Annotated in this window: 18 protein-coding genes; 14 read left to right on the forward strand and 4 right to left on the reverse strand. The window is 65.5% G+C overall.

Going from position 1 to position 21,584, the window contains the following annotated elements:
• Window positions 1-12 precede the first annotated feature (12 nt).
• Window positions 13-207, reverse strand: a complete 195-nt coding sequence (locus tag MUB52_RS02345; protein ID WP_263842572.1) for a DUF1674 domain-containing protein — start codon at window positions 205-207, stop codon at window positions 13-15.
• Window positions 208-289: 82 nt separating this feature from the next.
• Between MUB52_RS02345 and MUB52_RS02350 the strand changes: the two genes are divergently transcribed.
• From MUB52_RS02350 to MUB52_RS02380, 7 genes are all read left to right on the forward strand, one after another.
• A complete protein-coding gene (locus MUB52_RS02350) occupies window positions 290-1,561 on the forward strand; it encodes an RsmB/NOP family class I SAM-dependent RNA methyltransferase (protein WP_263842573.1) in 1,272 nt (423 codons plus the stop codon).
• Window positions 1,562-1,651: 90 nt separating this feature from the next.
• Window positions 1,652-3,403, forward strand: a complete 1,752-nt coding sequence (locus MUB52_RS02355; RefSeq protein ID WP_263842574.1) for a heparinase II/III family protein — start codon at window positions 1,652-1,654, stop codon at window positions 3,401-3,403.
• Window positions 3,404-3,416: 13 nt separating this feature from the next.
• Window positions 3,417-5,003 carry a bifunctional phosphoribosylaminoimidazolecarboxamide formyltransferase/IMP cyclohydrolase gene (gene purH, locus MUB52_RS02360; protein ID WP_263842575.1) on the forward strand — a complete coding sequence of 529 codons (1,587 nt, stop codon included), beginning with the start codon at window positions 3,417-3,419 and terminating at the stop codon, window positions 5,001-5,003.
• Window positions 5,004-5,011: 8 nt separating this feature from the next.
• Window positions 5,012-5,497, forward strand: a complete 486-nt coding sequence (gene lspA / locus MUB52_RS02365) for a signal peptidase II (RefSeq protein ID WP_263842576.1) — start codon at window positions 5,012-5,014, stop codon at window positions 5,495-5,497.
• A 50-nt stretch (window positions 5,498-5,547) separates the two neighbouring features.
• Window positions 5,548-6,045, forward strand: a complete 498-nt coding sequence (locus MUB52_RS02370) for a DUF3035 domain-containing protein (protein ID WP_263842577.1) — start codon at window positions 5,548-5,550, stop codon at window positions 6,043-6,045.
• A 109-nt stretch (window positions 6,046-6,154) separates the two neighbouring features.
• Window positions 6,155-7,489: a M16 family metallopeptidase gene (locus MUB52_RS02375; RefSeq protein ID WP_263842578.1), complete on the forward strand. Its 1,335-nt coding sequence runs from the start codon at window positions 6,155-6,157 to the stop codon at window positions 7,487-7,489.
• The gene (locus MUB52_RS02380; RefSeq protein ID WP_263842579.1) at window positions 7,486-8,805 is read left to right on the forward strand and encodes a M16 family metallopeptidase; all 1,320 of its coding nucleotides are present in this window, start codon (window positions 7,486-7,488) and stop codon (window positions 8,803-8,805) included. Before MUB52_RS02375 ends, MUB52_RS02380 begins: the two co-directional genes overlap by 4 nt.
• Window positions 8,806-8,994: 189 nt before the next feature.
• On the opposite strand, the gene MUB52_RS02385 is transcribed toward MUB52_RS02380, so the two are convergent.
• The 3 genes from MUB52_RS02385 to uraH form a co-directional block, all read right to left on the reverse strand.
• A complete protein-coding gene (locus MUB52_RS02385) occupies window positions 8,995-11,337 on the reverse strand; it encodes an aldehyde dehydrogenase family protein (RefSeq protein WP_263842580.1) in 2,343 nt (780 codons plus the stop codon).
• 42 nt (window positions 11,338-11,379) lie between these two features.
• Complete coding sequence (deoC, locus tag MUB52_RS02390; RefSeq protein WP_263842581.1) at window positions 11,380-12,384, reverse strand: deoxyribose-phosphate aldolase; 1,005 nt, start codon at window positions 12,382-12,384, stop codon at window positions 11,380-11,382.
• Window positions 12,385-12,466: 82 nt separating this feature from the next.
• Window positions 12,467-12,826 (reverse strand): hydroxyisourate hydrolase, encoded by a 360-nt coding sequence (gene uraH, locus MUB52_RS02395; RefSeq protein WP_263842582.1) that lies wholly within the window; start codon window positions 12,824-12,826, stop codon window positions 12,467-12,469.
• Window positions 12,827-12,932: 106 nt separating this feature from the next.
• Here uraH and puuE point away from each other — a divergent pair, with 106 nt between their 5' ends.
• The 7 genes from puuE (at window position 12,933) to MUB52_RS02430 (ending at window position 21,502) form a co-directional block, all read left to right on the forward strand.
• On the forward strand, window positions 12,933-14,348 hold the full coding sequence (gene puuE / locus MUB52_RS02400) for an allantoinase PuuE (RefSeq protein ID WP_263842583.1): 1,416 nt from the start codon (window positions 12,933-12,935) through the stop codon (window positions 14,346-14,348).
• Window positions 14,345-15,154: a bifunctional allantoicase/(S)-ureidoglycine aminohydrolase gene (locus MUB52_RS02405; protein WP_263842584.1), complete on the forward strand. Its 810-nt coding sequence runs from the start codon at window positions 14,345-14,347 to the stop codon at window positions 15,152-15,154. The genes puuE and MUB52_RS02405 overlap by 4 nt, the downstream gene beginning before the upstream one ends.
• Entirely contained in the window at window positions 15,151-15,639 is a 489-nt protein-coding gene (locus MUB52_RS02410; protein WP_263842585.1) for an ureidoglycolate lyase, read from the forward strand. Before MUB52_RS02405 ends, MUB52_RS02410 begins: the two co-directional genes overlap by 4 nt.
• 47 nt (window positions 15,640-15,686) lie before the next feature.
• Window positions 15,687-17,006 carry a uracil-xanthine permease family protein gene (locus tag MUB52_RS02415; RefSeq protein ID WP_263842586.1) on the forward strand — a complete coding sequence of 440 codons (1,320 nt, stop codon included), beginning with the start codon at window positions 15,687-15,689 and terminating at the stop codon, window positions 17,004-17,006.
• Window positions 17,007-17,095: 89 nt separating this feature from the next.
• The gene (locus tag MUB52_RS02420) at window positions 17,096-18,319 is read left to right on the forward strand and encodes a urate hydroxylase PuuD (RefSeq protein WP_263842587.1); all 1,224 of its coding nucleotides are present in this window, start codon (window positions 17,096-17,098) and stop codon (window positions 18,317-18,319) included.
• Between the two features lie 133 nt (window positions 18,320-18,452).
• The gene (gene mutL, locus MUB52_RS02425) at window positions 18,453-20,270 is read left to right on the forward strand and encodes a DNA mismatch repair endonuclease MutL (protein ID WP_263842588.1); all 1,818 of its coding nucleotides are present in this window, start codon (window positions 18,453-18,455) and stop codon (window positions 20,268-20,270) included.
• Window positions 20,267-21,502 carry a DNA recombination protein RmuC gene (locus MUB52_RS02430; RefSeq protein ID WP_263842589.1) on the forward strand — a complete coding sequence of 412 codons (1,236 nt, stop codon included), beginning with the start codon at window positions 20,267-20,269 and terminating at the stop codon, window positions 21,500-21,502. The genes mutL and MUB52_RS02430 overlap by 4 nt, the downstream gene beginning before the upstream one ends.
• Window positions 21,503-21,584: the final 82 nt, after the last annotated feature.

Below are 21,584 nucleotides of genomic sequence, written 5' to 3' on the forward strand. Positions count from 1 at the left end.
CGCCGACGGTGCTCAGAAATCGATGGCGAGCCCCTTCTTTTCCCAATCTCCGTAGCGGACAGGTTCTGGCCCGTCCCGCCCGCCAAGCTCGGTCGGCAGCTCCAGATCCTTGGCGTTGCGCCGCCGCTCTTCGGCCTCCGCAAGTGCGCGTTCGGCGGCAGGGGGTAGCTTGCGTGCGGGCTGTTCGGGTGTGGTGTCGTCTGTCATGCGGGTCTCTCGTCGCTCAGCGCTTGATATACGCCGGAGATTGACGCAGACAACCCGCCAGCACTGAATGGAGCCTCTCTCGATGTCCGACACCGGCGTTCCCGCGCGGAGAAGCGCAGTCTACCTGCTTGATCAGATCCTGGGTGAGGGGCGGCTGATGTCGGAGCTTGTCGGCGCCGGGGCGCTCGACCGGCTGGCCGCTGAGGACCGCGCGCGGGCGCAGCGGCTGGCAATGGATACATTGCGAGGGCTTGAGCGGGCCGACCGGCTCTTGCAGCGGCATCTGAAGAAGTATCCCCCCCTGACCGTGCGCAATGCACTGCGGGTCGGCACGGTCGAGCTCTGTCAGGAGGCGGCGGCGCACGGTGTGGTGAACGCGATGGTCGAGTTGGTCGCCCGGCACAAGCGGTTCGGTCATCTGAAGGGGCTGACCAATGCGGTTTTGCGCAAGATTGCTGATGAAGGACCAGCGCGCTGGGCGATGCTGCGCGTCCCGAGATTGCCGAAGTGGCTGCGTCGCCCGCTGAGCGAGGCCTGGGGTGCAGAGGCCATCGCGGCGATCGAGGCCGCGCAGTTTGCCGGGGCTCCGCTGGACTTGACTGCGAAGACGGATGCCGCCGCAGTTGCCGAGATGACAGGCGGTGTGCTGCTGCCGACTGGCTCCGTTCGGGTTCGGGATGCTGGCCAGGTGTCGACGATGCCCGGCTATGCGTCCGGAGACTGGTGGGTGCAAGATGCCGCTGCCGCGCTGCCGGTGCGCATGCTTGCGCCGCGACCGGGTGAACAGGTGCTGGACCTCTGTGCGGCTCCGGGCGGCAAGACGATGCAGTTGGCCGCCGCCGGTGCCGACGTGACCGCAGTGGACGCTTCGGAGCCGCGCATGGCCCGGCTGTCGGAGAACCTCGCCCGGACCGGCTTGCAGGCACGGCTGGTGATCGAGGATGCGCGACGCCATCAAGGGGCCTACGACGCAATCCTGCTGGATGCGCCCTGTTCCGCCACGGGCACGATCCGGCGGCATCCGGATTTGCCCTATGCCAAGGACGGTTCCGAATTCGGCGCGCTGATCGCTTTGCAGGCGGAGCTGATCGACCATGCCTGGTCGGTGCTGAAGCCCGGCGGGCGGATGGTGTTTTGCACCTGCTCACTGCTGCCGGACGAGGGCGAAGTGCAGGTGGAGGAGGCACTGGCCCGGCACAGCGATATGCAGGTGGTTCCCGGCGCGAGGGAGCAGCCGGGCGTCGCGGCCGAGTGGCGCAGCGCAGAGGGTGGTCTCCGGCTGCGGCCCGACTATTGGCCCGATCTGGGTGGGATGGACGGATTCTATATCGCCTGCTTGCGCAAATCCGGCTGAGCTGGCGCGAAGATAGTCGATGACTTGATTCACCACTCGGGGTAGACTGCGGCGAAGCGCCGTCAGAGCGTCCGACAGGCAGGTAGCCAGATGTCCGAAGCCCGAAGTTTTGCAGCCCGCAAAGCGCAGTTCCTGAACCGTTGGCACGCCGCGCGGGCAGGACGGATGCGGGCGCGGGCCGTCGGCTTTGTCTCGGCGCCGGAGCCGCGCACCATTGGCAGCTTTGCCCGGGGGCGGCAGCTGCTGGCTGGCAATTTCCTCTTTGCAGGGCATCTGCTTGAGCACCCGGACACCGATCTTTGGGATCTGCCGGCGCCGAATGCGGAGTATGAACAGGAGATCCATGGGTTCGCCTGGCTCGACGACCTCGCCGCGGTGGGGGACCACGCGGCGCGCGCGGCAGCACAGCGTTGGGTCTGGAGCTGGATGGATCGCTACGGCCGCGGGCGCGGTCCGGGCTGGACGCCGGATCTAACCGGGCGGCGGCTCATTCGCTGGATCAACCATGCGCTTTTCATGTTGCAGGGCAATGATGCGCCAGACAGCGATGCGTTCTACCGTTCGCTGAACCGACAGACTCATTTCCTCGCGCGGCGCTGGCAGGGGGCAGCGAGCGGTCTGCCACGCTTCGAGGCCCTCACCGGATTGATCTACGCCAGCCTCGCGCTCGAGGGTATGGACGCGATGGCCGCACCCGCCGTGAAGGCGCTGGCGCGCGAATGCCGCAGCCAGATCGACGCACAAGGAGGGTTGCCGACGCGCAACCCCGAAGAGTTGCTTGATGTCTTCACACTGCTGACCTGGGCCGCGGCGGCCTTGTCGGATGCGGGGCAGGCGGCGAGCGATGCGCATTTGGAGGCGATCGAGCGGATCGCACCGACGCTGCGGACCCTACGCCATGCCGATGGCGGGTTGGCGCGGTTCCACGGCGGCGGCCGGGGCCCAGAAGGCTGGCTTGATCATGCGCTGGCACAGGCCAAGGCCAAGACCCGGCAGCCGGACGGGCTGTCCATGGGCTTTGCCCGGCTCTCGGCGGGGCGCACGAGCGTCATCGTCGACGCGAGCAAACCGCCCACGGGCCGCGCCTCCTACAATGCCCATGCCTCGACGCTGGCGCTGGAGCTGACCTCGGGGCGGCGTCCGCTGGTGGTCAATTGCGGCTCTGGGCGGTCCTTCGGACCGGATTGGCGGCGGGCGGGTCGGGCGACGCCGTCGCATTCGACGCTCTCGCTTGATGGCTATTCCAGCGCACGCCTGGGAGAGGCGGAGCGGGGTACCGGGCGCGAGGAGCTGATCGAGGGGCCAATCAAGGTGCCGATCGAGATCGGCCATGTGAGCGACGGGCTGCGGTTTCAGGGCGGGCACGACGGGTTCTCGGGCACCCACGGGCTGATCCATGCCCGCACCCTCGAGATGACCTTCGACGGGCGCGGGATGGCAGGCGAGGATATGTTGCTCGCCCTGACCGATGCCGAGAAGAAACGCTTTGATCTGGCGCTCGATGCCACCGGGCTGCAAGGCATCGCCTTCGACATTCGCTTTCATCTGCACCCCGAGGTCGATGCGACGCTTGATCTGGGCGGAGCGGCGGTGTCCATGGCGCTGAAGAGCGGCGAGATCTGGGTCTTCCGGCACGATGGGGCGCAGACACTTGCGCTGCAACCGTCCGTCTATCTGGAAAGCGGGCGGCTGAAGCCGCGGAGTTCAAATCAGATTGTGCTTTCGGGCCGGGCTATGTCATACGCCACCCGTGTCCGCTGGTCTCTCGCCAAGGCGCAGGAAACTGCCATTGGGGTGCGGGATCTCAGCCAGGACACGGCCAACCTGACTGACGAGCCCTGAAGGACCCCTGCCGATGACCGATCTTGCCCCGCTGCGCCGCGCGCTGCTTTCCGTATCCGACAAGACCGGACTGGTGGCGTTTGGACGCGCGCTGGCCGCGAAGGGGGTCGAGCTGCTGTCGACCGGCGGCACGGCCAAGGCCCTGCGCGACGCGGGGCTGGAGGTGCGCGATGTGGCGGAGGTCACGGGCTTTCCGGAGATGATGGACGGGCGCGTGAAGACGCTGCACCCGGTGGTGCACGGCGGCTTACTGGCATTGCGCGACAACGACGACCACGTGGCGGCGATGGAGACCCACGGCATCGGGCCCATCGATCTGGTGGTGGTGAACCTCTACCCGTTCGAGGAGACGGTGGCGAAGGGCGCCGAATACGCCGAAGTGATCGAGAATATCGACATCGGCGGGCCCGCGATGATCCGCTCAGCGGCGAAGAACCATGGGTTCGTGACGGTGGTGGTGGATGTCGAGGACTACGACGCGGTCGTGGCGGAGTTGGACGCGAATGGCGGCCAGACGCGCTATGCGCTGCGCCAGCGGCTGGCGCAGACGGCCTACGCACGGACAGCGGCCTACGATACGGCCGTCAGCACATGGATGGCGGCTGAGGTGGGCGAGACGCCCCGGCGGCGGACCTTCGGCGGTAGGCTGGCGCAGAGCCTGCGGTACGGCGAGAACCCGCATCAGCAGGCGGCCTTCTATGTCGATGGCTCCGGCGGGGCCGGGGTTGCAACGGCGACCCAGCACCAGGGCAAGGCGCTGAGCTACAACAACATCAACGACACCGACGCGGCGTTCGAGCTTGTGAGCGAATTTGACCCCTCGGATGGCCCGGCCTGCGCGATCATCAAACATGCGAACCCCTGCGGTGTCGCGCGCGGGGCGACGCTGAAAGAGGCCTATGTGCGGGCCTTCGATTGCGACCGGACCTCGGCTTTCGGGGGGATCATCGCGCTGAACCAGCCGCTCGACGCGGCGACGGCGCAAGAGATCACCGGGATCTTCACCGAGGTGGTGATTGCGCCCGGGGCCGACGCCGGGGCCATGGATATTTTTGGCCAGAAGAAGAACCTGCGGCTGCTCACCACGGGCGGGCTGGCCGACCCACGCGCGGCGGGGCTGGCGGTGCGGCAGGTTTCGGGCGGTTACTTGGTGCAGGACAAGGACGTCGGGCATGTCGGCGCGGATGATCTGAAGGTCGTCACGAAACGCGCGCCGACGGCGCAGGAGCTGGCCGATCTGCTCTTCGCCTGGACCGTTGCCAAACACGTGAAATCCAACGCGATCATCTATGTAAAGGACGGTGCCACCGTCGGCGTGGGCGCGGGCCAGATGAGCCGGGTCGACAGCACGCGGATCGCCGCGCGCAAGGCGCAGGATATGGCGGAAGCGATGGGGCTGGCTGCACCATTGACCCAAGGCTCCGTTGTGGCGTCGGATGCCTTCTTCCCCTTTGCCGACGGGCTCGTCACAGCTGCCGAGGCGGGGGCGACAGCGCTCATTCAACCGGGTGGTTCGATGCGCGATGACGAGGTGATCGCCGCCGCGGATGAGGCGGGGCTGGCGATGGTCTTCACCTCCATGCGCCACTTCCGGCACTAGGGGGACTCATGCGTACATTGGCCTGGTCTGCTCTGGCGGCCTTTCTGATCGACCAGCTGAGCAAGTATCTTGTGATTCACCAGATGGAGCTGTGGCGTATTCGCGCGGTGGATGTGCTGCCGCCGGTGCTCAACTTCCGCTATGGCGAGAACCGCGGCATCAACTTCGGGCTCTTCAGCGATGCGCCCGATGCGAGCCGATGGGTGCTGATCGGGCTGGCTGTCGTGATCTGCATCGCCGTGCTGATCTGGGTGCGTCGGCATGACCTCGGCCTCTGGCCACACGTCGGCGCGGGGCTGCTCATAGGTGGTGCGCTGGCCAATGTTCTCGACCGGCTGATCTATGGGTACGTGCTCGACTTCCTGAACATGTCCTGCTGCGGGATCAACAACCCCTTTGTCTTCAACATCGCGGATGTGTTCATCTTTGGCGGCGCGATCCTGCTGATCTTTTTGGCGCCGGACCCCAAGGAGAAGGCCAAAAAAGGCCAGTGACATTCCCTCCCGGGCTGGCGTATCAACGGGGTGTGCACAAGGAGACCTTCATGCGCCGTATCGTGGCCCTCATTCTGATCACCGCTTGTGTCGGCGCCTGCGCCAACACGGGGCTGCGCGATCTGCGGTCCAACAGCCGCGGGCCTGACGAGTTCATCATCGAGCCGCGCGCGCCCTTGCAGACCCCGGATGATCTGACCGCGCTGCCGGCGCCGACGCCCGGGCAGGGCAACCTGACGGACAACGATCCGCTGGTCGACGCCGTGGTGGCGCTTGGCGGGCGCCCGTCGAGCGGCGCGGGCATCCCGGCTTCGGACGGCGCCCTTGTCACCGCGGCGAGCCGCTTTGGCGTGACGCCGAACATCCGCGAGGATCTCGCCGAGGCCGATGAAAGGTTCCGCAAGCGTCAGGCACGATTCACACAGTTCCGCCTCTTCCGCGAGGATCGATATCTGCAAGCCTATCAGCGCGAGCGCCTCGACGCCGCGGCTGCCGCAGAGCAATGGCGTCGAGCCGGCGCGCGCACGCCCAGCTTCCCGCCAAACTGAGCTTGGCGCCGCGGCGCAACCTCACATTCGTGACAGCATGACTTGAACCGGCGGGCGCGGGGCGTATCTCTTGCCGAGATCAGTGTGCCCCCCGTCCGAAGGATATCCAATGCTCCGTCTCCCCGTGTTCGCTGCATGTCTTGCGCTTTTGCCCGGCCTTGCTCCCGCCAGTGACGAGGCGGTGAGCACCTTCCTGCTGGACAACGGCATGCAGGTTGTCGTGGTGGAAGATCACCGCGCGCCGGTTGTGCAGCATATGGTCTGGTACCGCGCGGGCTCTGCCGACGAGCCCAAGGGCTCGTCCGGTGTGGCGCATTTCCTTGAGCACCTGCTATTCAAGGCGACCGATACTCTGGAGTCGGGCGAACTCTCGGCTACCGTGGCGCGCAATGGCGGGCGCGACAACGCCTTTACCTCTTATGACTACACCGCCTATTTCCAGCGGGTCGCGGCGGACCGGCTGGAGATCATGATGCGGATGGAAGCGGACCGGATGCGCAACATTCGCCTCACCGAAAACGACATCGAAACCGAGCGTCAGGTGATCATCGAAGAGCGCAACCAGCGCACCGAGAGCAATCCGAGCGCGCTCTTTGGCGAACAGGTGGCCGCGGCCCAATACCTCAATCATCGGTATGGCGCGCCGATCATAGGCTGGATGCATGAGATGCAGACGCTGGATATGGATGATGCGCTGGGGTTTTATGAGACATACTACGCTCCCAATAACGCCATCCTCGTTGTGTCCGGTGATGTGACGCCGGAGGAGGTACGCCGCTTGGCGGAGCAATACTATGGCGTGATCCCCGCCAATCCGGACCTGCCCGCGCGGATCCGGACCGAGGAGCCGCCGCAAACGGCCGAGCGGCGGCTGATCTATCGCGATGCACGCGTGGCGCAGCCCTATGTGCGGCGATCCTATCTCGCACCCGAACGCGACCCGGGCGCGCAGGAGGCGGCGGCGGCGCTGACGTTCCTGGCCGAGATCCTCGGAGGCGGCACAACCTCCTACCTCGCGGATGCGCTCCAGTTCGACAGCCAGATCGCGACCTATTCCGCCGCGTTTTACCGTGGTGTGTCGCTGGATGACACGACCTTCGATCTGGTTGTGGTGCCGCGCCCCGATGTAAGCTTGCAGGAGGCTGAAGATGCGCTGGACGCGGCTTTGGCGCAGTTCATGACCGATGGTGTCGATCTGGCGCAGCTTGAGCGGATCAAGCTGCAAATCCGCGCCGATCAGATCTATGCGCGCGACGACGTCGACCGCATCGCCAATCGGTACGGGCAGGCGCTGGCCTCCGGCCTGACGGTGGAGGACGTACAAGCCTGGCCGGAGATCCTCGACGCGGTGACGGAGGAGGACATCCTGCAGGCCGCCCGCGATGTGCTCGACCGGCGCGCGTCGGTCACGGGGTGGCTGATGCGCGAGGAGGCGATCCAATGATCCGCTTTGTCCTGACCGTCGTCGTACTGCTGAGCCTGCCGCTGTCGGTGCGGGCCGAAGTGGAGATACAGGAGGTCACCTCCGACCGGGGGCTGACCGCCTGGCTGGTCGAAGACCATGCCATTCCCTTTGTCGCGCTCGAAATCCGCTTTCGCGGCGGTGCCTCGCTCGACGCGCCCGGCAAGCGCGGGGCGATCAACCTGATGACCGCGCTTCTGGACGACGGGGCAGGCGATTTGGACGCGCGCGGCTTTGCGCGCGAGACCGAAGCGCTGGCGACTGGCTTCGGCTTCGATGTGAGCGACGACGCGCTCTCGGTCTCCGCGCGGTTCCTCACGGAGAACAAGGCGGAGTCGATGGCGCTGTTGCGGGCCGCCCTGTTGGAGCCACGCTTCGATCCGGATGCCATCGAACGCGTGCGCGGGCAGGTGCTGACAGGGATCCGCGCCGATGCGAAAGACCCTGACAGCATCGCTGCGCGCACCTTCGACCGCATCGCCTTTGGAGATCATCCGTACGCCTCGTCGCTTAACGGAACCGAAGAGAGCGTGGCTGCGTTGACGCGCGACGATCTGCTGGCCGCTCATCGCGCGGTACTGGCACGAGACCGGATCTACATCAGCGCGGTCGGCGACATCACGCCGGAGCAGCTTTCGACGCTTATGGATGAGCTTCTGGCGGATCTGCCGGCCGAGGGCGCACCGATGCCGGACCGCGTGGAGGTGGCCATTCCGGGCGGGATGACGGTCGTGCCCTTTGACACGCCGCAATCGGTTGCCCTGTTTGGCCAGCCCGGTCTGGCGCAGGATCACCCCGACTACTTTACCGCCATCGTGTTGAACCAGGTACTCGGCGGTGGCGGCTTCGAGAGCCGCCTGATGAGCGAGGTGCGCGAGAAGCGCGGACTGACCTATGGTGTCTACTCCTATCTCGCGCCAAAAGACTTCGGTGAGGTCTATCTGGGGTCGGTGCGCTCTGCCAATGACCGGATCGCGGAGGCCATCGCGGTCATTCGGGAGGAATGGGCCAAGGCCGCGGCAGAGGGCATCACCCAAGAGGAGCTCGATGATGCCAAGACCTACATGACCGGCGCCTACCCCTTGCGGTTCGACGGCAACGGGCCGATTGCGCGGATTATGGTGGGAATGCAGATGCTGGGCCTGCCCATCGATTACATCGCCACGCGCAACGAGCGAGTCGAAGCGGTTACGCTGGCGGATGTCAGACGGGTGGCCGGGGACCTGCTCGATCCGGAGGGGCTACATTTTGTGGTCGTGGGCCAGCCCCTGGGGCTCGAGACGACCGCTGGCAACTAGAGCGTTTCGCCTTTGGCCTGAGACAAGATGTATCACCTCTTGCGTTGATTTCATTGAAATCAGGTAGCGACAGGTGATTCCAAGTTTGTGGCGAACTGCTTAAGGCGGCCTTCTTGAAAGGAGGCGCTGACGCGCCACGCCATGTCCTCGGCCCTCGGGCGGGCCGAGTGTCGGCGCGGGATGCCCGCGTCACTCTCCGTAGGGCACCCAGATGTTCTTTACTTCCGTTGCAGCGCGGAGGAACTCATGGCCCTGTCCGGCCGCACCCATCCAGTCACGCGCTTGTCCGTTGTTGACCCAGGTGCGCTTGAGGTTTGAGGCGCTTGCCCTTTCAACCTCGCCGGAGAGGGGAGCGGCTCCAAAGCACCAGACCGCGTCGATGTCCATATGCCCGGCCATATGCGAAGCGATCTCGCTGTGGGAACCGGTGAGGATATTCACGACGCCTGCCGGCACGTCGGAGGTCTCGAGGACTTGAATGAAGTCCGTCGCGGCGAGCGGGAAGGGTTCGGACGCGCTCAGGATCACGCGGTTCCCCATCGCGATCGCCGGCGCCATGCAGGACATGAGGCCGACCAGCGGGGCCTGGTTCGGGCAGATGGCCCCGATCACGCCCACGGGCTCTTTCATCGCCAACGCCACCCCGCGGATCGGGACGCCATGCACCTGCCCGTCGTATTTGTCAGCCCAGGCGGCGTAGGTGAAGAGGCGGTTGATTGCGGCCTCGACCTCCTTGGCGCCATGCTTGCCGCCCTGCATGGCATCGAGGCGCCCAGCAAACTCCGCGGCGCGGGCGGCGAGGTTTTCGCCGATGTAATAGAGGATTTGCGCACGCAGGTGGCCGGTGGTCTTCGACCAGCCTTTGGCGGCCTGCGCGGCCTCGACGGCATTGCGCAAGTCCTTGCGGTTGGCGAGCGACACATGGCCCAGCAGCGCGCCGGATTTGCCCCAGACCGGTGCGGAATAGCCGCTGTCCGGGCGGGCTTGCTTGCCGCCGATGTAGAGCTTTGCGGTACGGTCGATGGGGTCTGTCGGTGCGCCCGCACCGGCAAATGCGGCGATCTCTTTGAGTGGTTTGGCTGTGCCTTTCGGACGGGTGTAGGCGGCCAGCCCCTCCCAGCCGCCTTCGCGGCCGAAGCCGCTCTCGCGCACGCCGCCGAAGCCCGCGGCGGCGTCCATCAGGTTGGTGCCGTTCACCCAAACTATGCCGGTCGCCAGCTTCGGCGCGATGTCGAGCGCGAGATTGATATTCTCGCTCCACACCGTCGCGGCGAGGCCATAGCGGCTGTTGTTGGCGAGCGCCACCGCCTCTTCTGGTGTGCGGAAGGTGGTGGAGACGAGCACGGGGCCGAAGATCTCCTCCTGCATCAGTGTGTCCGCCGGGTTAAGGCCGGTGATCAGCGTAGGCGGGTAGAACGACCCCATCGCAGGCAGATCGGTGGTGGCCACATGAGTTTCGCCCGCGGTGTTCGCCGCGACAAGATCCGTGATCGTCTTGAGTTGTACCGGATCGACAATGGCGCCGATGTCGATGCTCTTGTCCAGCGGGTCGCCCACGCGCAGCTTGTCCATGCGAGCACGCAGCTTGGCGTAGAAAAGCTCGGCCACCGGCTCATGCACCAGAAGGCGCGAGCCCGCGCAGCAGACCTGGCCCTGATTGAACCAGATCGCATCGACCAGACCCTCGACCGCCGAATCGAGATCGGCGTCGTCAAAGACGATGTAGGGCGACTTGCCGCCCAGTTCGAGCGTCAGCACCTTGCCGGAGCCCGCCGTGGCGTCGCGGATGCGGCGGCCGACGGCGGTGGAGCCGGTGAAGGCCACCTTGTCGACCTCCGCCGCCACGACCATCTCGCCCACCGCCCCATCGCCCGTGACGATGTTCACAACCCCCTTGGGCAGACCCGCCTGCTGGCAGATCTCGGCAAAGAGCAGAGCTGTCAGCGAGGTGTACTCGGCCGGTTTCAGCACCACCGTGTTGCCCATGGCCAAGGCCGGCGCGATCTTCCAGGCGAGCATCAGCAGCGGGAAGTTCCAGGGGATCACCTGTCCACAGACGCCCAGCGGCGCGCGGTCGGGCAGTTCGTCCTCCATCAGCTGCGCCATGCCCGCGTGGAAATAGAAATGCCGCTGCGCCAAAGGCACGTCGATGTCGCGGCTCTCGCGAATCGGCTTGCCGTTGTCGAGGCTCTCCAGCACCGCAAACAGCCGACTATGCTTCTGTAGCAGGCGGGCCAGGGCATAAAGGGTGCGCGCTCGACCCGCACCGCCCAGGCGCGCCCATCCGCCCTGCGCGGTACGGGCGGCTTTGACTGCGGCATCGACGTCCGCCTGGCGCGCTTGTGTCAGCTTTGCCAGCAGCTCACCGGTCGCCGGATTGCGGCTCTCGAAACCCTTGCCGGGCTTGGTGAAGACCCCGTCAATAAAGTGGCCGAACGTACCGCCCCGCTCGGCAATCCAGGCCAGCGCTTCGGCTGCACTCTCCGGTGCCGGGCCGTACGCCATGGTCTCGAAGACGTCTTTCACATTCATGCCTTCACCCTTCCAAAAATACTCAAATCCTGACGCATGCCGTCAGCTCGTCGGGTGGCGATAGCTCGCGGAATAGCGGCCCGTCACGTGATGCTCCAGCTGCCGCTCGATGTCGTTGAGCAGCGACGAGGCGCCAAAGCGGAAGAGATCCGGTTGCAGCCAGCGGTCGCCGAGCTCTTCCTTCATCAGCGCAAGATAGGTGATCGCGTCCTTCGCTTTCGAAATGCCGCCCGCGGGTTTGTAGCCGACGCGATAGCCCGTGCGCGCGTAAAAGTCCCGGATCGAGCGGATCATCACCAGCGACACGGGCAGCGTGGCGTTCACGCTCTCTTTGCCAGTGGAGGTCTTGATGAAATCGGCGCCCGCCATCATGCAGATCAGCGAGGCGCGGGCCACATTGCGCAAAGACCCCAACTCTCCCGTCGCGAGGATCGCCTTTACATGCGCCTCGCCGCAGGCGGCGCGGAAGGCGCGCATCTCGTCGTAGAGTGCCTGCCAGTTGCCCGAGAGAACATGGCGGCGCGAGATCACGATGTCGATCTCCGCAGCCCCCGCCGCCACGCTCTCTTCGATCTCGGCGATGCGCAGATGCAGCGGCGACAGCCCCGCCGGAAAGCCCGTGCTGACGGCGGCGACCGGGATGCCTGAGCCTTCCAGCGCGCGCACAGCCGCTGGGATCATCTCGTGGTAGACGCAGACCGCACCGGTGGTGATCGGCCCCATCTCAAGCGCGTCGAGCAGGCTTTGCGCCACCGGCTGGCGGGCCTTGGCGCAGAGGCGCCGTACCCGGTTCTCGGTGTCGTCTCCCGACAGCGTGGTCAGATCGATACAAGTGACAGCACGCAACAACCACGCCGCCTGATGTGTCTTCTTGACCGAGCGGCGGGCGGGCAGCGTGGCGGCGCGCCGTTCGATGGCAGAAGTGTTCGCCTGCACCGCGCGCACCCAGTCCATATCCAGCGCCATGCCAGGATTGCGCGGTTCGGTCACCTGCGGCAGCTGATGGCTGGCCGTGGCTGTGGCGGTCTGGTCGGCGGGGCTGAGCATCGCGATCCTCCGGGTCGGTCAGGCGTGCAAAATCGCATGGGGCGCGCCCCTTGGCAAGACGACCGCTGTGACGTGAGCAGCCTCAGCTGCCGCGATATGTCGAATACCCAAAAGGCGACAGCAGCAGCGGCACGTGGTAGTGGCTGTCGGGCTCCGAGATGCCGAAGCGGATCGGGATGCTGTCGAGGAACCTCGGGTGCTCCGGGGCGACGCCGCTCGCCGTCAGATAGGGGCCTGCCTCGAAGACCAGCTCGTAGGTTCCGGTCTCGAACCTTGCCTTGTCGAGGATCGGTGCATCCGTGCGCCCGTCCGCATTCGTCACGGTCTCTGCAAGCTTCAAGGGGCCATTCTGGGTGATCCGGTAGAGCGTGATTACGACCCCGGCCGCCGGGCAGCCGCGTGCGGTGTCCAGCACGTGTGTGGTCAGATATCCTTGCGGCATCCGTCTCTCCTTGACCCTATTGTGCGCAGCCTGCCCGCCCCAGATACGAATTGCAACGCGCCCGCAACTCGGTATTCAATGGCGCGGTCCAGCAAGGAGACCCTTCGTGAACCGCTACCCCCGCGACTTTTCAGGCTACGGATCAACCCCACCGGATGCGGCGTGGCCGGGCGGGGCGCGCATCGCCGTGCAATTCGTGCTGAACTACGAGGAGGGCGGTGAGAATTGCCTGTTGCACGGGGACGCGGCCTCCGAGGCCTTCCTCTCCGAGATCGTAGGCGCGCAGCCCTGGCCGGGGCAGCGGCACTGGAACATGGAATCGATCTACGACTATGGCGCGCGGGCCGGGTTCTGGCGGTTGCACCGGCTGTTTACGGGCACGGGCATCCCGGTGACCGTGTACGGTGTGGCCTCGGCGCTGGCGCGGGCTCCGGAGCAGGTGCGCGCGATGCAGGACGCGGGCTGGGAGATCGCCAGCCATGGGCTGAAGTGGATCGACTACAAGGACCATTCCGAAGCGGATGAGATGGCCGACATGATGGAGGCGATCCGCCTGCATGGCGAGGTCACCGGCGAGAGCCCGCGCGGTTGGTACACCGGACGCTGTTCGGAGAACACGGTGGCGCTCGCCGCCAAGACGGGGCAGTTCGAATACATCTCCGATGCCTACGACGACGATCTGCCCTATTGGGCCAGGATCGGGCGGCGCAATCAGCTGATCATCCCCTATACGCTCGACTGCAACGACATGCGCTTTGCCACACCGCAGGGGTTCAACTCGGGCGATCAGTTCTTCGCCTACCTGCGTGACACCTTCGATGCGCTTTATGCCGAAGGAGCGGCGGGCGCGGCCAAGATGATGTCGGTGGGCCTGCACTGCCGCCTGGTGGGCCGGCCCGGACGGGCGCAGGCGCTCAAGCGCTTCATCGAGCATATCCAAGGCTTCGAGGGCGTCTGGTGCCCCCGCCGGATCGAGATCGCCGAGCATTGGCGCAAGGCACACCCGCCCGCGCGCGGCCCGGCGCGGCCTTCGGCGATGAAGAAGGTGGATTTTCTGGAGAGGTTCGGAGGCATCTTCGAGCATTCCGAGTGGATCGCAGAACGCGCTTACGATCTGGAGCTTGGCGCGGCGCATGACACGGCGGTGGGCCTGCATTCGGCGCTCGCCCGGATGTTCCGCAGTGCCAGTGTCGACGAGCGCATGGCGGTATTGCGTGCCCACCCGGACCTCGCGGGCAAGCTGGCCGCCGCGAAACGCCTGACCGCCGAAAGCACCGAGGAGCAGGCGAGCGCCGGTCTCGACGCGCTGACCGACAAAGAGCGGAAGGCCTTCGAGAAGCTGAACACCGCATACACCAAGAAACACGGCTTTCCCTTCATCATTGCGGTCAAGGATCACGACAAGGCGGGCATCCTGCGCGCCTTCGAGAGGCGGCTTGATCACGAGACCGACGCTGAGTTCGACGAGGCCTGCCGCCAGGTCGAGCGCATCGCCGAGCTTCGGCTGGAGGCGCTGCTGTGAGCTACGCCTTCCCGCCGGGCGGCCTGCCGGACCAGTCGCAGAACCCGGAAAGCACGGCGATCTTCACGCAAGCCTATGCGGTCATCCCTGCCGTCACGCAGCGTGACATCGTCACGAGCTTCCTGCCCGGCTGGCAGAATGCCCGCGTCTGGGTCCTGGCGCGGCCCTTGAGCGGCTTTGCCGAGACGTTTTCCTACTATGCGGTCGAGCTCGATGAAGAGGGCGGCAGCGCCGAGCCGGAACCCGACAGGGACGCCCAGGCGGTGATCTTTCTCGCCAAGGGGCAAGCGCGGCTCACGCTGGGGCATGACACCTTCGATCTGATCCCCGGCAGCTATGTCTACCTGCCGCCGAGTGCGGTCTGGACGATGTACAATATCCACGAAGACCCCTGCCAGTTCCACTGGATCCGCAAGCGGTTCCGGCCGTCGCCGGGTCTGAAGGTACCCGACGCGCTGATCACGCATGAAAGCGAGGTCGAGAAGGCGTCCATGCCCGGCTGCAACGGCACCTGGGCGACGCAGCGGTTCTTCGATCCGTTCGATCTCAGCTATGATTTCCACGTGAATATCGTCAATTTCGAGCCCGGCGCGCGCATTCCCTTCGCCGAGACCCATGTGATGGAACATGGGCTCTATGTGCTGCAGGGCACGGCGGAGTATCTGCTCAACACCGATTGGGTGAGCGTCGGGCCGGGCGACTTCATCTGGATGCGCGCGTTCTGTCCGCAGGCCTGCATCGCGACGGGCACCGAGCCCTTTCGCTATCTGCTCTACAAGGACGTGAACCGTCATATGCCGCTGTGAGCCGAGAGGTTCGATGCGCGCCGCTGACGGCCGAGGCCTTCGCGCCCTTCGGTGACGTGCTGGACTGCGCGGGTGCGCCGGATCGGATGATCAACGCGGGGCTTTGCGGGCGGTTTCATGACAGGGCGCGGTTGGACTTCGGGCCCGCAGGCCGCGCCGGTCTCAGCCTGTTCAACGCCGAGCCGCGAAGCCTGCCTTACACGCTCGATCTGCTGGAGCAGCACCCCGAGGGCAGCCAGGCGTTCATCCCGATGACCCCGGAGCCCTTCCTCGTCACTGTCGCCCCCGACGAGAGGGGAGAGCCGGGGGGTCCTCTGGCCTTTTTGACCGCCCCGTACCAGGGTATCAACCTGCATCGCGGCACCTGGCACGGGGTCCTGACGCCGCTCGCGGCGCCCGGAATTTTTGCAGTGATCGATCGAATTGGCGAAACGCCCAATCTGCGGGAGGTTTTGCTTGATCCGCCATATCTGGTGGTTCCATAACCGCGAAAGGCCGTCTCAGAACGGTGGATCAGCGACAGGGACCCCACATGACAGACATCAGCGCAGGCATCTACCGCGACCCCGACACGACACCCCCGCTGGCGCAGGCCGTGCCGCTCGGGCTGCAGCACGTGCTGGCGATGTTCGCCTCCAACGTGACGCCCTCGATCATCGTGGCGGGGGCCGCAGGGCTGGCCTTTGGCGGGCCCGAGCAGGTCTATCTCATCCAGATGGCAATGCTGTTCGCGGGTGTGGCGACCCTGTTCCAGACGGTAGGGGTCGGACCTATCGGCGCGCGGCTGCCGATCATGCAGGGCACCAGCTTCGCCTTTGTGGGCGTGCTCGCTGGTGTCGCGGCCACCCAAGGGCTGAACGTGGCACTCAGCGCCTGTATCATCGGCGGCTGCGTGCATTTCGTGCTGGGCGCCTTCATCAAACACCTGCGCTGGCTCTTCCCGCCGCTGGTGACAGGCCTCGTGATCCTCGCGATCGGCCTCTATCTGATCCCCGTGGCGATCAAATACGCCGCGGGCGGCGCGGCCACTTTCCAGATGGAGGCGGAAAGCTTTGGCTCGCTGATGCACTGGTCGGTGGCCCTCAGCGTCGTCATCGTGGCGCTTGTGCTCAAGTTCTTCACAAAGGGCACCTTGTCGAATGCAGCCATTCTCGTCGGGCTGATTGTCGGTTACCTGCTTGCGCTGGTTCTGGGCATGGTGAACTTCAGCGCCGTGGCGAATGCCAGCTGGATCACGACGATCACCCCGCTGCCCTACGGGTTCGAATTCTCGCTGGGCGCGGTGATCGCGGTGACGCTCGTCTCGATTGTGTCAGCCATCGAGACGGTCGGCGACGCCTCCGCCACCACCAAGGCCGGCGCGGGCCGCGAAGCGACCGATGCCGAAATCTCCGGGGCCACCTACGCGGATGGCCTCGGCACCGCAGTCGCGGGCGTCTTCGGCGGGCTGCCCAACACCTCCTTCAGCCAGAACGTCGGCATCGTCGGCATGACCGGCATCATGAGCCGCCATGTGGTCACCATCGGCGCGCTGATCCTGATCGTCTGCGGGCTGCTGCCCAAGATCGGCGCCGTCATCGCCTCCATGCCACTGCCGGTGCTGGGCGGCGGCGTGATCGTCATGTTCGGCATGGTCGTCGCCGCCGGCCTCAACGTGCTGAGCGAGGTCGAGATGAACCGCCGCAACATGGTGATCATCGCCGTCTCACTTGCCGCCGGTCTGGGGTTGAACCTCGTGCCCACCGCAGTGCAGTATCTGCCGGGCGTGGTGAAGACGCTGGCCACGTCCGCAGTCGCGCCCACGGCGCTTGTGGCCATCGTTCTGAACCTCGTGCTGCCCGAGGAGATCTAGCGGCGCGCCCTTCACCCGTCGGCAAATACTCCCGCCGGAGGCGCCCTCGGGACAAGCAAGCGCAGGCGTGACAGCAAAGGACCCAACCCATGTACGACCTCGCCGCCATGGCCGCCTGGATCGAGTTCGCGGTACGTTGGCTGCATGTGATCACGGCCATCGCCTGGATCGGGTCGTCCTTCTACTTCATCGCGCTGGATCTGGGCCTGCATCGCGACCGCACCCTCGCCAGTGGCGCCGATGGTGAAGAATGGCAGGTGCACGGTGGCGGGTTCTACCACATCCAAAAGTACCTCGTGGCGCCCGAGAACATGCCCGACGGGCTGATCTGGCACAAATGGCAGAGCTATTGGACCTGGATCAGCGGGTTCATCCTGCTCGTGCTGGTCTACTATCTGGGTGCGGAGTTCTACCTGATAGATCCCGCCGTCGCAGACCTCGCGGCATGGCAGGCCATCGGCCTCTCGCTCGCCTCGTTGGCGTTCGGCTGGGTCGTCTACAATACGCTCTGCCGGGTCTTCGTCGAGGCGGATCAGACGGTGCTCATGCTCGCGCTCTTCGTTGTTCTCATGGCCATGTCCTACTTCTACGCCTCGGTGTTTTCCGGCCGCGCCGCGATGCTGCATCTGGGTGCCTTCACCGCCACGATCATGAGCGCCAATGTCTTCATGATCATCATCCCGAACCAGAAGATCGTGGTGGACGATCTGATCGCGGGTCGCACGCCGGATGCGAAGTACGGCAAGATCGCCAAGCAACGCAGCACCCACAACAACTACCTGACGCTGCCGGTGATCTTCCTGATGCTGAGCAACCACTATCCGCTGGCCTTCGCGACGGAGTATACGTGGCTGATCGCCAGCCTCGTCTTCCTGATGGGGGTCACGATCCGGCACTATTTCAATTCCATGCACGCGCGCCAAGGCCATCCGCATTGGACCTGGGCGGCGACCACGCTGATCTTCATCGGCATCATGTGGTTGTCGACCGCGCCGATGTTCCGCGCGCATGAGCCCGAGACCGCAGAGGGTGCGGCCCTTCGCTTTGCGCAAGCGCCCGGTTTCGACGAGGTACAAGACATCGTGCTGGGACGCTGCTCGATGTGCCACGCGGACGAGCCGGTCTGGGAGGGTTTGCTCTGGCCGCCCAAGGGCGTGCGGCTCGAAACCGAACACCAGATCGCCCGTCAGGCCCAATCCATCTACCTGCAATCCGGCATCAGCCACGCCATGCCGCCCGCCAATCTTTCTTACATGGAGGAGGACGAGCGCGCCCGTATCGTCGCTTGGTACCGCGCAGCCACGGGCGGGTGACCAAGGGTGGCCTGAAAGCCCACCCTACCTGCCAAAACGACCGTCGGGACCGGCAGGTGCGGTGGGCTTTCAGGCCACCGCGTCGTCGAAATCTGGTTTCAGAATCGGCGCGAGACATGCTACACCTTGGGGTATGGCCTTTCTCAACCCCAATATAGGCGGTGAACGCCCCGTCATTCGGCAGCTTGACGAGGCTGCGATCAACCGGATCGCAGCAGGCGAGGTCGTTGAACGCCCGGCCTCTGCAGTCAAGGAGTTGGTGGAAAACGCACTCGATGCCGGAGCGCGTCGGATCGCCATTGATTACGCCGATGGCGGCAAGACCTTGATCCGGGTTCAAGACGACGGCTGCGGCATGACCGAAGCAGAGCTGCCGCTGGCGCTGTCGCGACATGCGACCTCCAAGATAGACGGATCTGACCTGCTCGACATCCACACCTTCGGGTTTCGCGGCGAGGCCTTGCCCTCGCTCGGGGCTGTCGGGCGTCTGACCATCGCAAGCCGCACTGAAGGCGCTGCAGGTGCGGAGCTGTCCGTCTCGGGCGGCCAGCTGTGCGCGCCGAAGCCGGCCGCACTCAACACCGGCACCACCGTCACACTGCGCGATCTCTTCTATGCCACGCCTGCACGGCTCAAGTTCCTGCGGACCGACCGGGCCGAAAGCCAGGCGATCGCCGACGTGGTCAGGCGGCTCGCCATGGCCGAGCCCTTCGTGCAGTTTGTCCTCCGCGATGTGTCGGGCGACGGTGAGGGCCGAGAGGTCTTCCGGGTCGAGGCGGAGCACGGCGATCTCTTTGGGGCCCTGCACGGGCGGTTGGCGCGGGTTCTGGGCCGGGACTTCGCCGAGAATGCCCTGGCCATAGACGCTGAACGCGAGGGCCTGCATCTGACCGGTTTCGCCGCCCTGCCCACCTATTCGCGCGGCTCTGCTGTGGCCCAGTACCTCTTTGTGAACGGGCGGCCGGTCCGGGACAAGCTGCTTATCGGCGCGCTACGAGCGGCGTACTTCGACTTTCTCAGCCGTGATCGGCATGCCGCAGCAGCGCTCTTCATCGATTGTGACCCCAAGCTCGTCGATGTGAACGTGCACCCGGCCAAATCCGAGGTGCGCTTCCGCGACCCGGGCATCGCACGCGGGCTCATCGTCTCGGCGCTGCGCCACGCCCTGGCGCAGGCCGGGCATCGCGCCTCGACCACGGTCGCCGATGCCACGCTGGGCGCGATGACGCCCGAGCCCACCGGCGCGCGGATCTACCAGATGGACAGACCGCAAGTGCGGCCAGCCTCGCCCGGATTTGCCGAAACAGCACCGGTCTGGGCGCGGGTCGATGAGCCAATGGCTGAGGTCCCGGCAGAGGCGTCCGATGCCGATCAGCCGTTGGGTGCCGCGCGGGGGCAGCTGCACGAGAATTACATCATTGCGCAGACGGCGGCGGGCATGGTGATCGTCGACCAGCACGCGGCACATGAGCGACTGGTCTATGAGAAGCTCAAACGGCAGATGGCCGAAACCGGTGTCGCACGTCAGGCCCTGCTGATCCCCGAAGTGGTGGAGCTCTCCGAGGGGGACTGCGCCCGGTTGCTGGACGCGGCCGAGGACCTTGAGAGGTTTGGTTTAATCGTTGAACCATTCGGTGCTGGCGCCATCGCAGTGCGTGAAACCCCGGCCATTCTGGGCGCTGTGGACGCGCGCGCACTCGTTCTCGACATCCTGGATGAGCTGGCGGATGGGGACAGTTCGAACACCGTTCAGGCGCGTGTCGAGGCGATCCTCAGCCGGGTCGCCTGTCATGGATCTGTCCGCTCCGGCCGGCGGATGCGGGCCGAGGAGATGAACGCGCTTCTGCGCGAGATGGAGGCGACGCCGCATTCGGGCCAATGCAACCACGGGCGGCCGACCTATGTCGAGCTCAAGCTCAGTGATATCGAACGGTTGTTTGGGCGCACATGATTGAAATTGCGGGACAAACCTACGTTTTGAGCGATCCGGTGGTGATCGCGGCGCTGTTGGGTGGGGCGGTGATCCTGCTCATGCTTCTGCTCCTGATCATGGCTGTCCGTGCGGCGGGACGCAGTGCCGCGCTGGCAGCACCCCTGGCCCAGCAGATCGGCGCTTTGGGGCAACATGTCCAGCAACTCGGCGCCGGGCAGGAGCAGCTGCGCGGCGGTCTACAGACAGTTTCGGACACCCAGGCGACGGCGCAGGCGCAGGTCATCCAGACGGTCGAGGCGCGCCTCGCCACCGTTCAGCAACAGATGCAAGACCGGCTGGCCGACAACGCGCTGCGCTCGGCCCGGTCGCTGGCCGAGATGCAGGAACGCATGAAAGAGACGCTGCACGGCTCGTCGAAACAGACCACCACGAGCCTCACGCAGCTGCAGGAGCGGTTGGCGGCAATCGACAAGGCGCAGGACAATATCACCAAGCTGTCCGGCGATGTGCTGAGCCTGCAGGACATCCTCAGCAACAAGCAAACGCGGGGTGCCTTCGGCGAGATCCAGCTGCGCGACATCCTCTCGAAAGCGCTGCCCGCAGACAGCTACGCTTGGCAGCCGACCTTGAGCAATGGCAAGCGCGCTGACTGCCTCATTCACCTGCCCAATCCGCCGGGATCCATTGTAATTGATAGCAAGTTCCCGTTGGAGGCCTATGAGGCCCTGCGGGTCGCAGAGACCGACCAGGCCTTGAAAGAGGCGGTGGCGAAGATGAAGACGGCGGTAACCAAGCACATCACCGATATTGCGGAGAAATACATCATCGACGGCGAAACGGCCGATGGTGCGCTCATGTTTCTGCCGTCCGAGGCGGTTTATGCCGAACTGCACGCAAACTTCCCCGATCTCGTGCGCAAGGGCTTTGACGCACGGGTCTGGATCGTCAGCCCGACCACCTGCATGGCGACGCTGAACACCATGCGCGCGATCCTGAAGGATGCGCGGATGCGTGAGCAGGCGGGGGCCATCCGCAAGACGCTGCGGCAGCTGCACCGGGACGTGGAGCTGGTGGTGGAGCGGGTCGGCAAGCTTGACACTCACTTCGCGCAGGCGCGGGCCGATCTCGACGGCATTGGAACTGCCGCCGAGCGGGCAGGGAAGAGGGCGGCCCGGCTGGATAGCTTCGATTTTGCGGAGCTGTCGCCCGAGGAAGAAGCCGCCGTCACACTGAGCCGCCCCAAGCCCTGAGGCTTCTTCTTCCGCACAACCGGAAGCCACGCCAGGGCTATCCGCAAACAGCGTCGATCTGGTGCCGCCCGGCAAAGCCGGG

It is taken from the genome of Roseobacter sinensis (genome assembly GCF_025755255.1).
Taxonomy (GTDB): domain Bacteria; phylum Pseudomonadota; class Alphaproteobacteria; order Rhodobacterales; family Rhodobacteraceae; genus Roseobacter; species Roseobacter sinensis.

Coding starts and splice junctions, on each gene's coding strand:
- MUB52_RS02375 (WP_263842578.1), top strand. CDS start 6,155: ATGCTCCGTCTCCCCGTGTTCGCTGCATGTCTTGCGCTTTTGCCCGGC.
- MUB52_RS02355 (WP_263842574.1), top strand. CDS start 1,652: ATGTCCGAAGCCCGAAGTTTTGCAGCCCGCAAAGCGCAGTTCCTGAAC.
- MUB52_RS02385 (WP_263842580.1), bottom strand. CDS start 11,337: ATGAATGTGAAAGACGTCTTCGAGACCATGGCGTACGGCCCGGCACCG.
- deoC (WP_263842581.1), bottom strand. CDS start 12,384: ATGCTCAGCCCCGCCGACCAGACCGCCACAGCCACGGCCAGCCATCAG.
- MUB52_RS02415 (WP_263842586.1), top strand. CDS start 15,687: ATGACAGACATCAGCGCAGGCATCTACCGCGACCCCGACACGACACCC.
- mutL (WP_263842588.1), top strand. CDS start 18,453: ATGGCCTTTCTCAACCCCAATATAGGCGGTGAACGCCCCGTCATTCGG.
- MUB52_RS02350 (WP_263842573.1), top strand. CDS start 290: ATGTCCGACACCGGCGTTCCCGCGCGGAGAAGCGCAGTCTACCTGCTT.
- purH (WP_263842575.1), top strand. CDS start 3,417: ATGACCGATCTTGCCCCGCTGCGCCGCGCGCTGCTTTCCGTATCCGAC.
- lspA (WP_263842576.1), top strand. CDS start 5,012: ATGCGTACATTGGCCTGGTCTGCTCTGGCGGCCTTTCTGATCGACCAG.
- MUB52_RS02345 (WP_263842572.1), bottom strand. CDS start 207: ATGACAGACGACACCACACCCGAACAGCCCGCACGCAAGCTACCCCCT.
- MUB52_RS02380 (WP_263842579.1), top strand. CDS start 7,486: ATGATCCGCTTTGTCCTGACCGTCGTCGTACTGCTGAGCCTGCCGCTG.
- MUB52_RS02420 (WP_263842587.1), top strand. CDS start 17,096: ATGTACGACCTCGCCGCCATGGCCGCCTGGATCGAGTTCGCGGTACGT.
- uraH (WP_263842582.1), bottom strand. CDS start 12,826: ATGCCGCAAGGATATCTGACCACACACGTGCTGGACACCGCACGCGGC.
- MUB52_RS02370 (WP_263842577.1), top strand. CDS start 5,548: ATGCGCCGTATCGTGGCCCTCATTCTGATCACCGCTTGTGTCGGCGCC.
- MUB52_RS02430 (WP_263842589.1), top strand. CDS start 20,267: ATGATTGAAATTGCGGGACAAACCTACGTTTTGAGCGATCCGGTGGTG.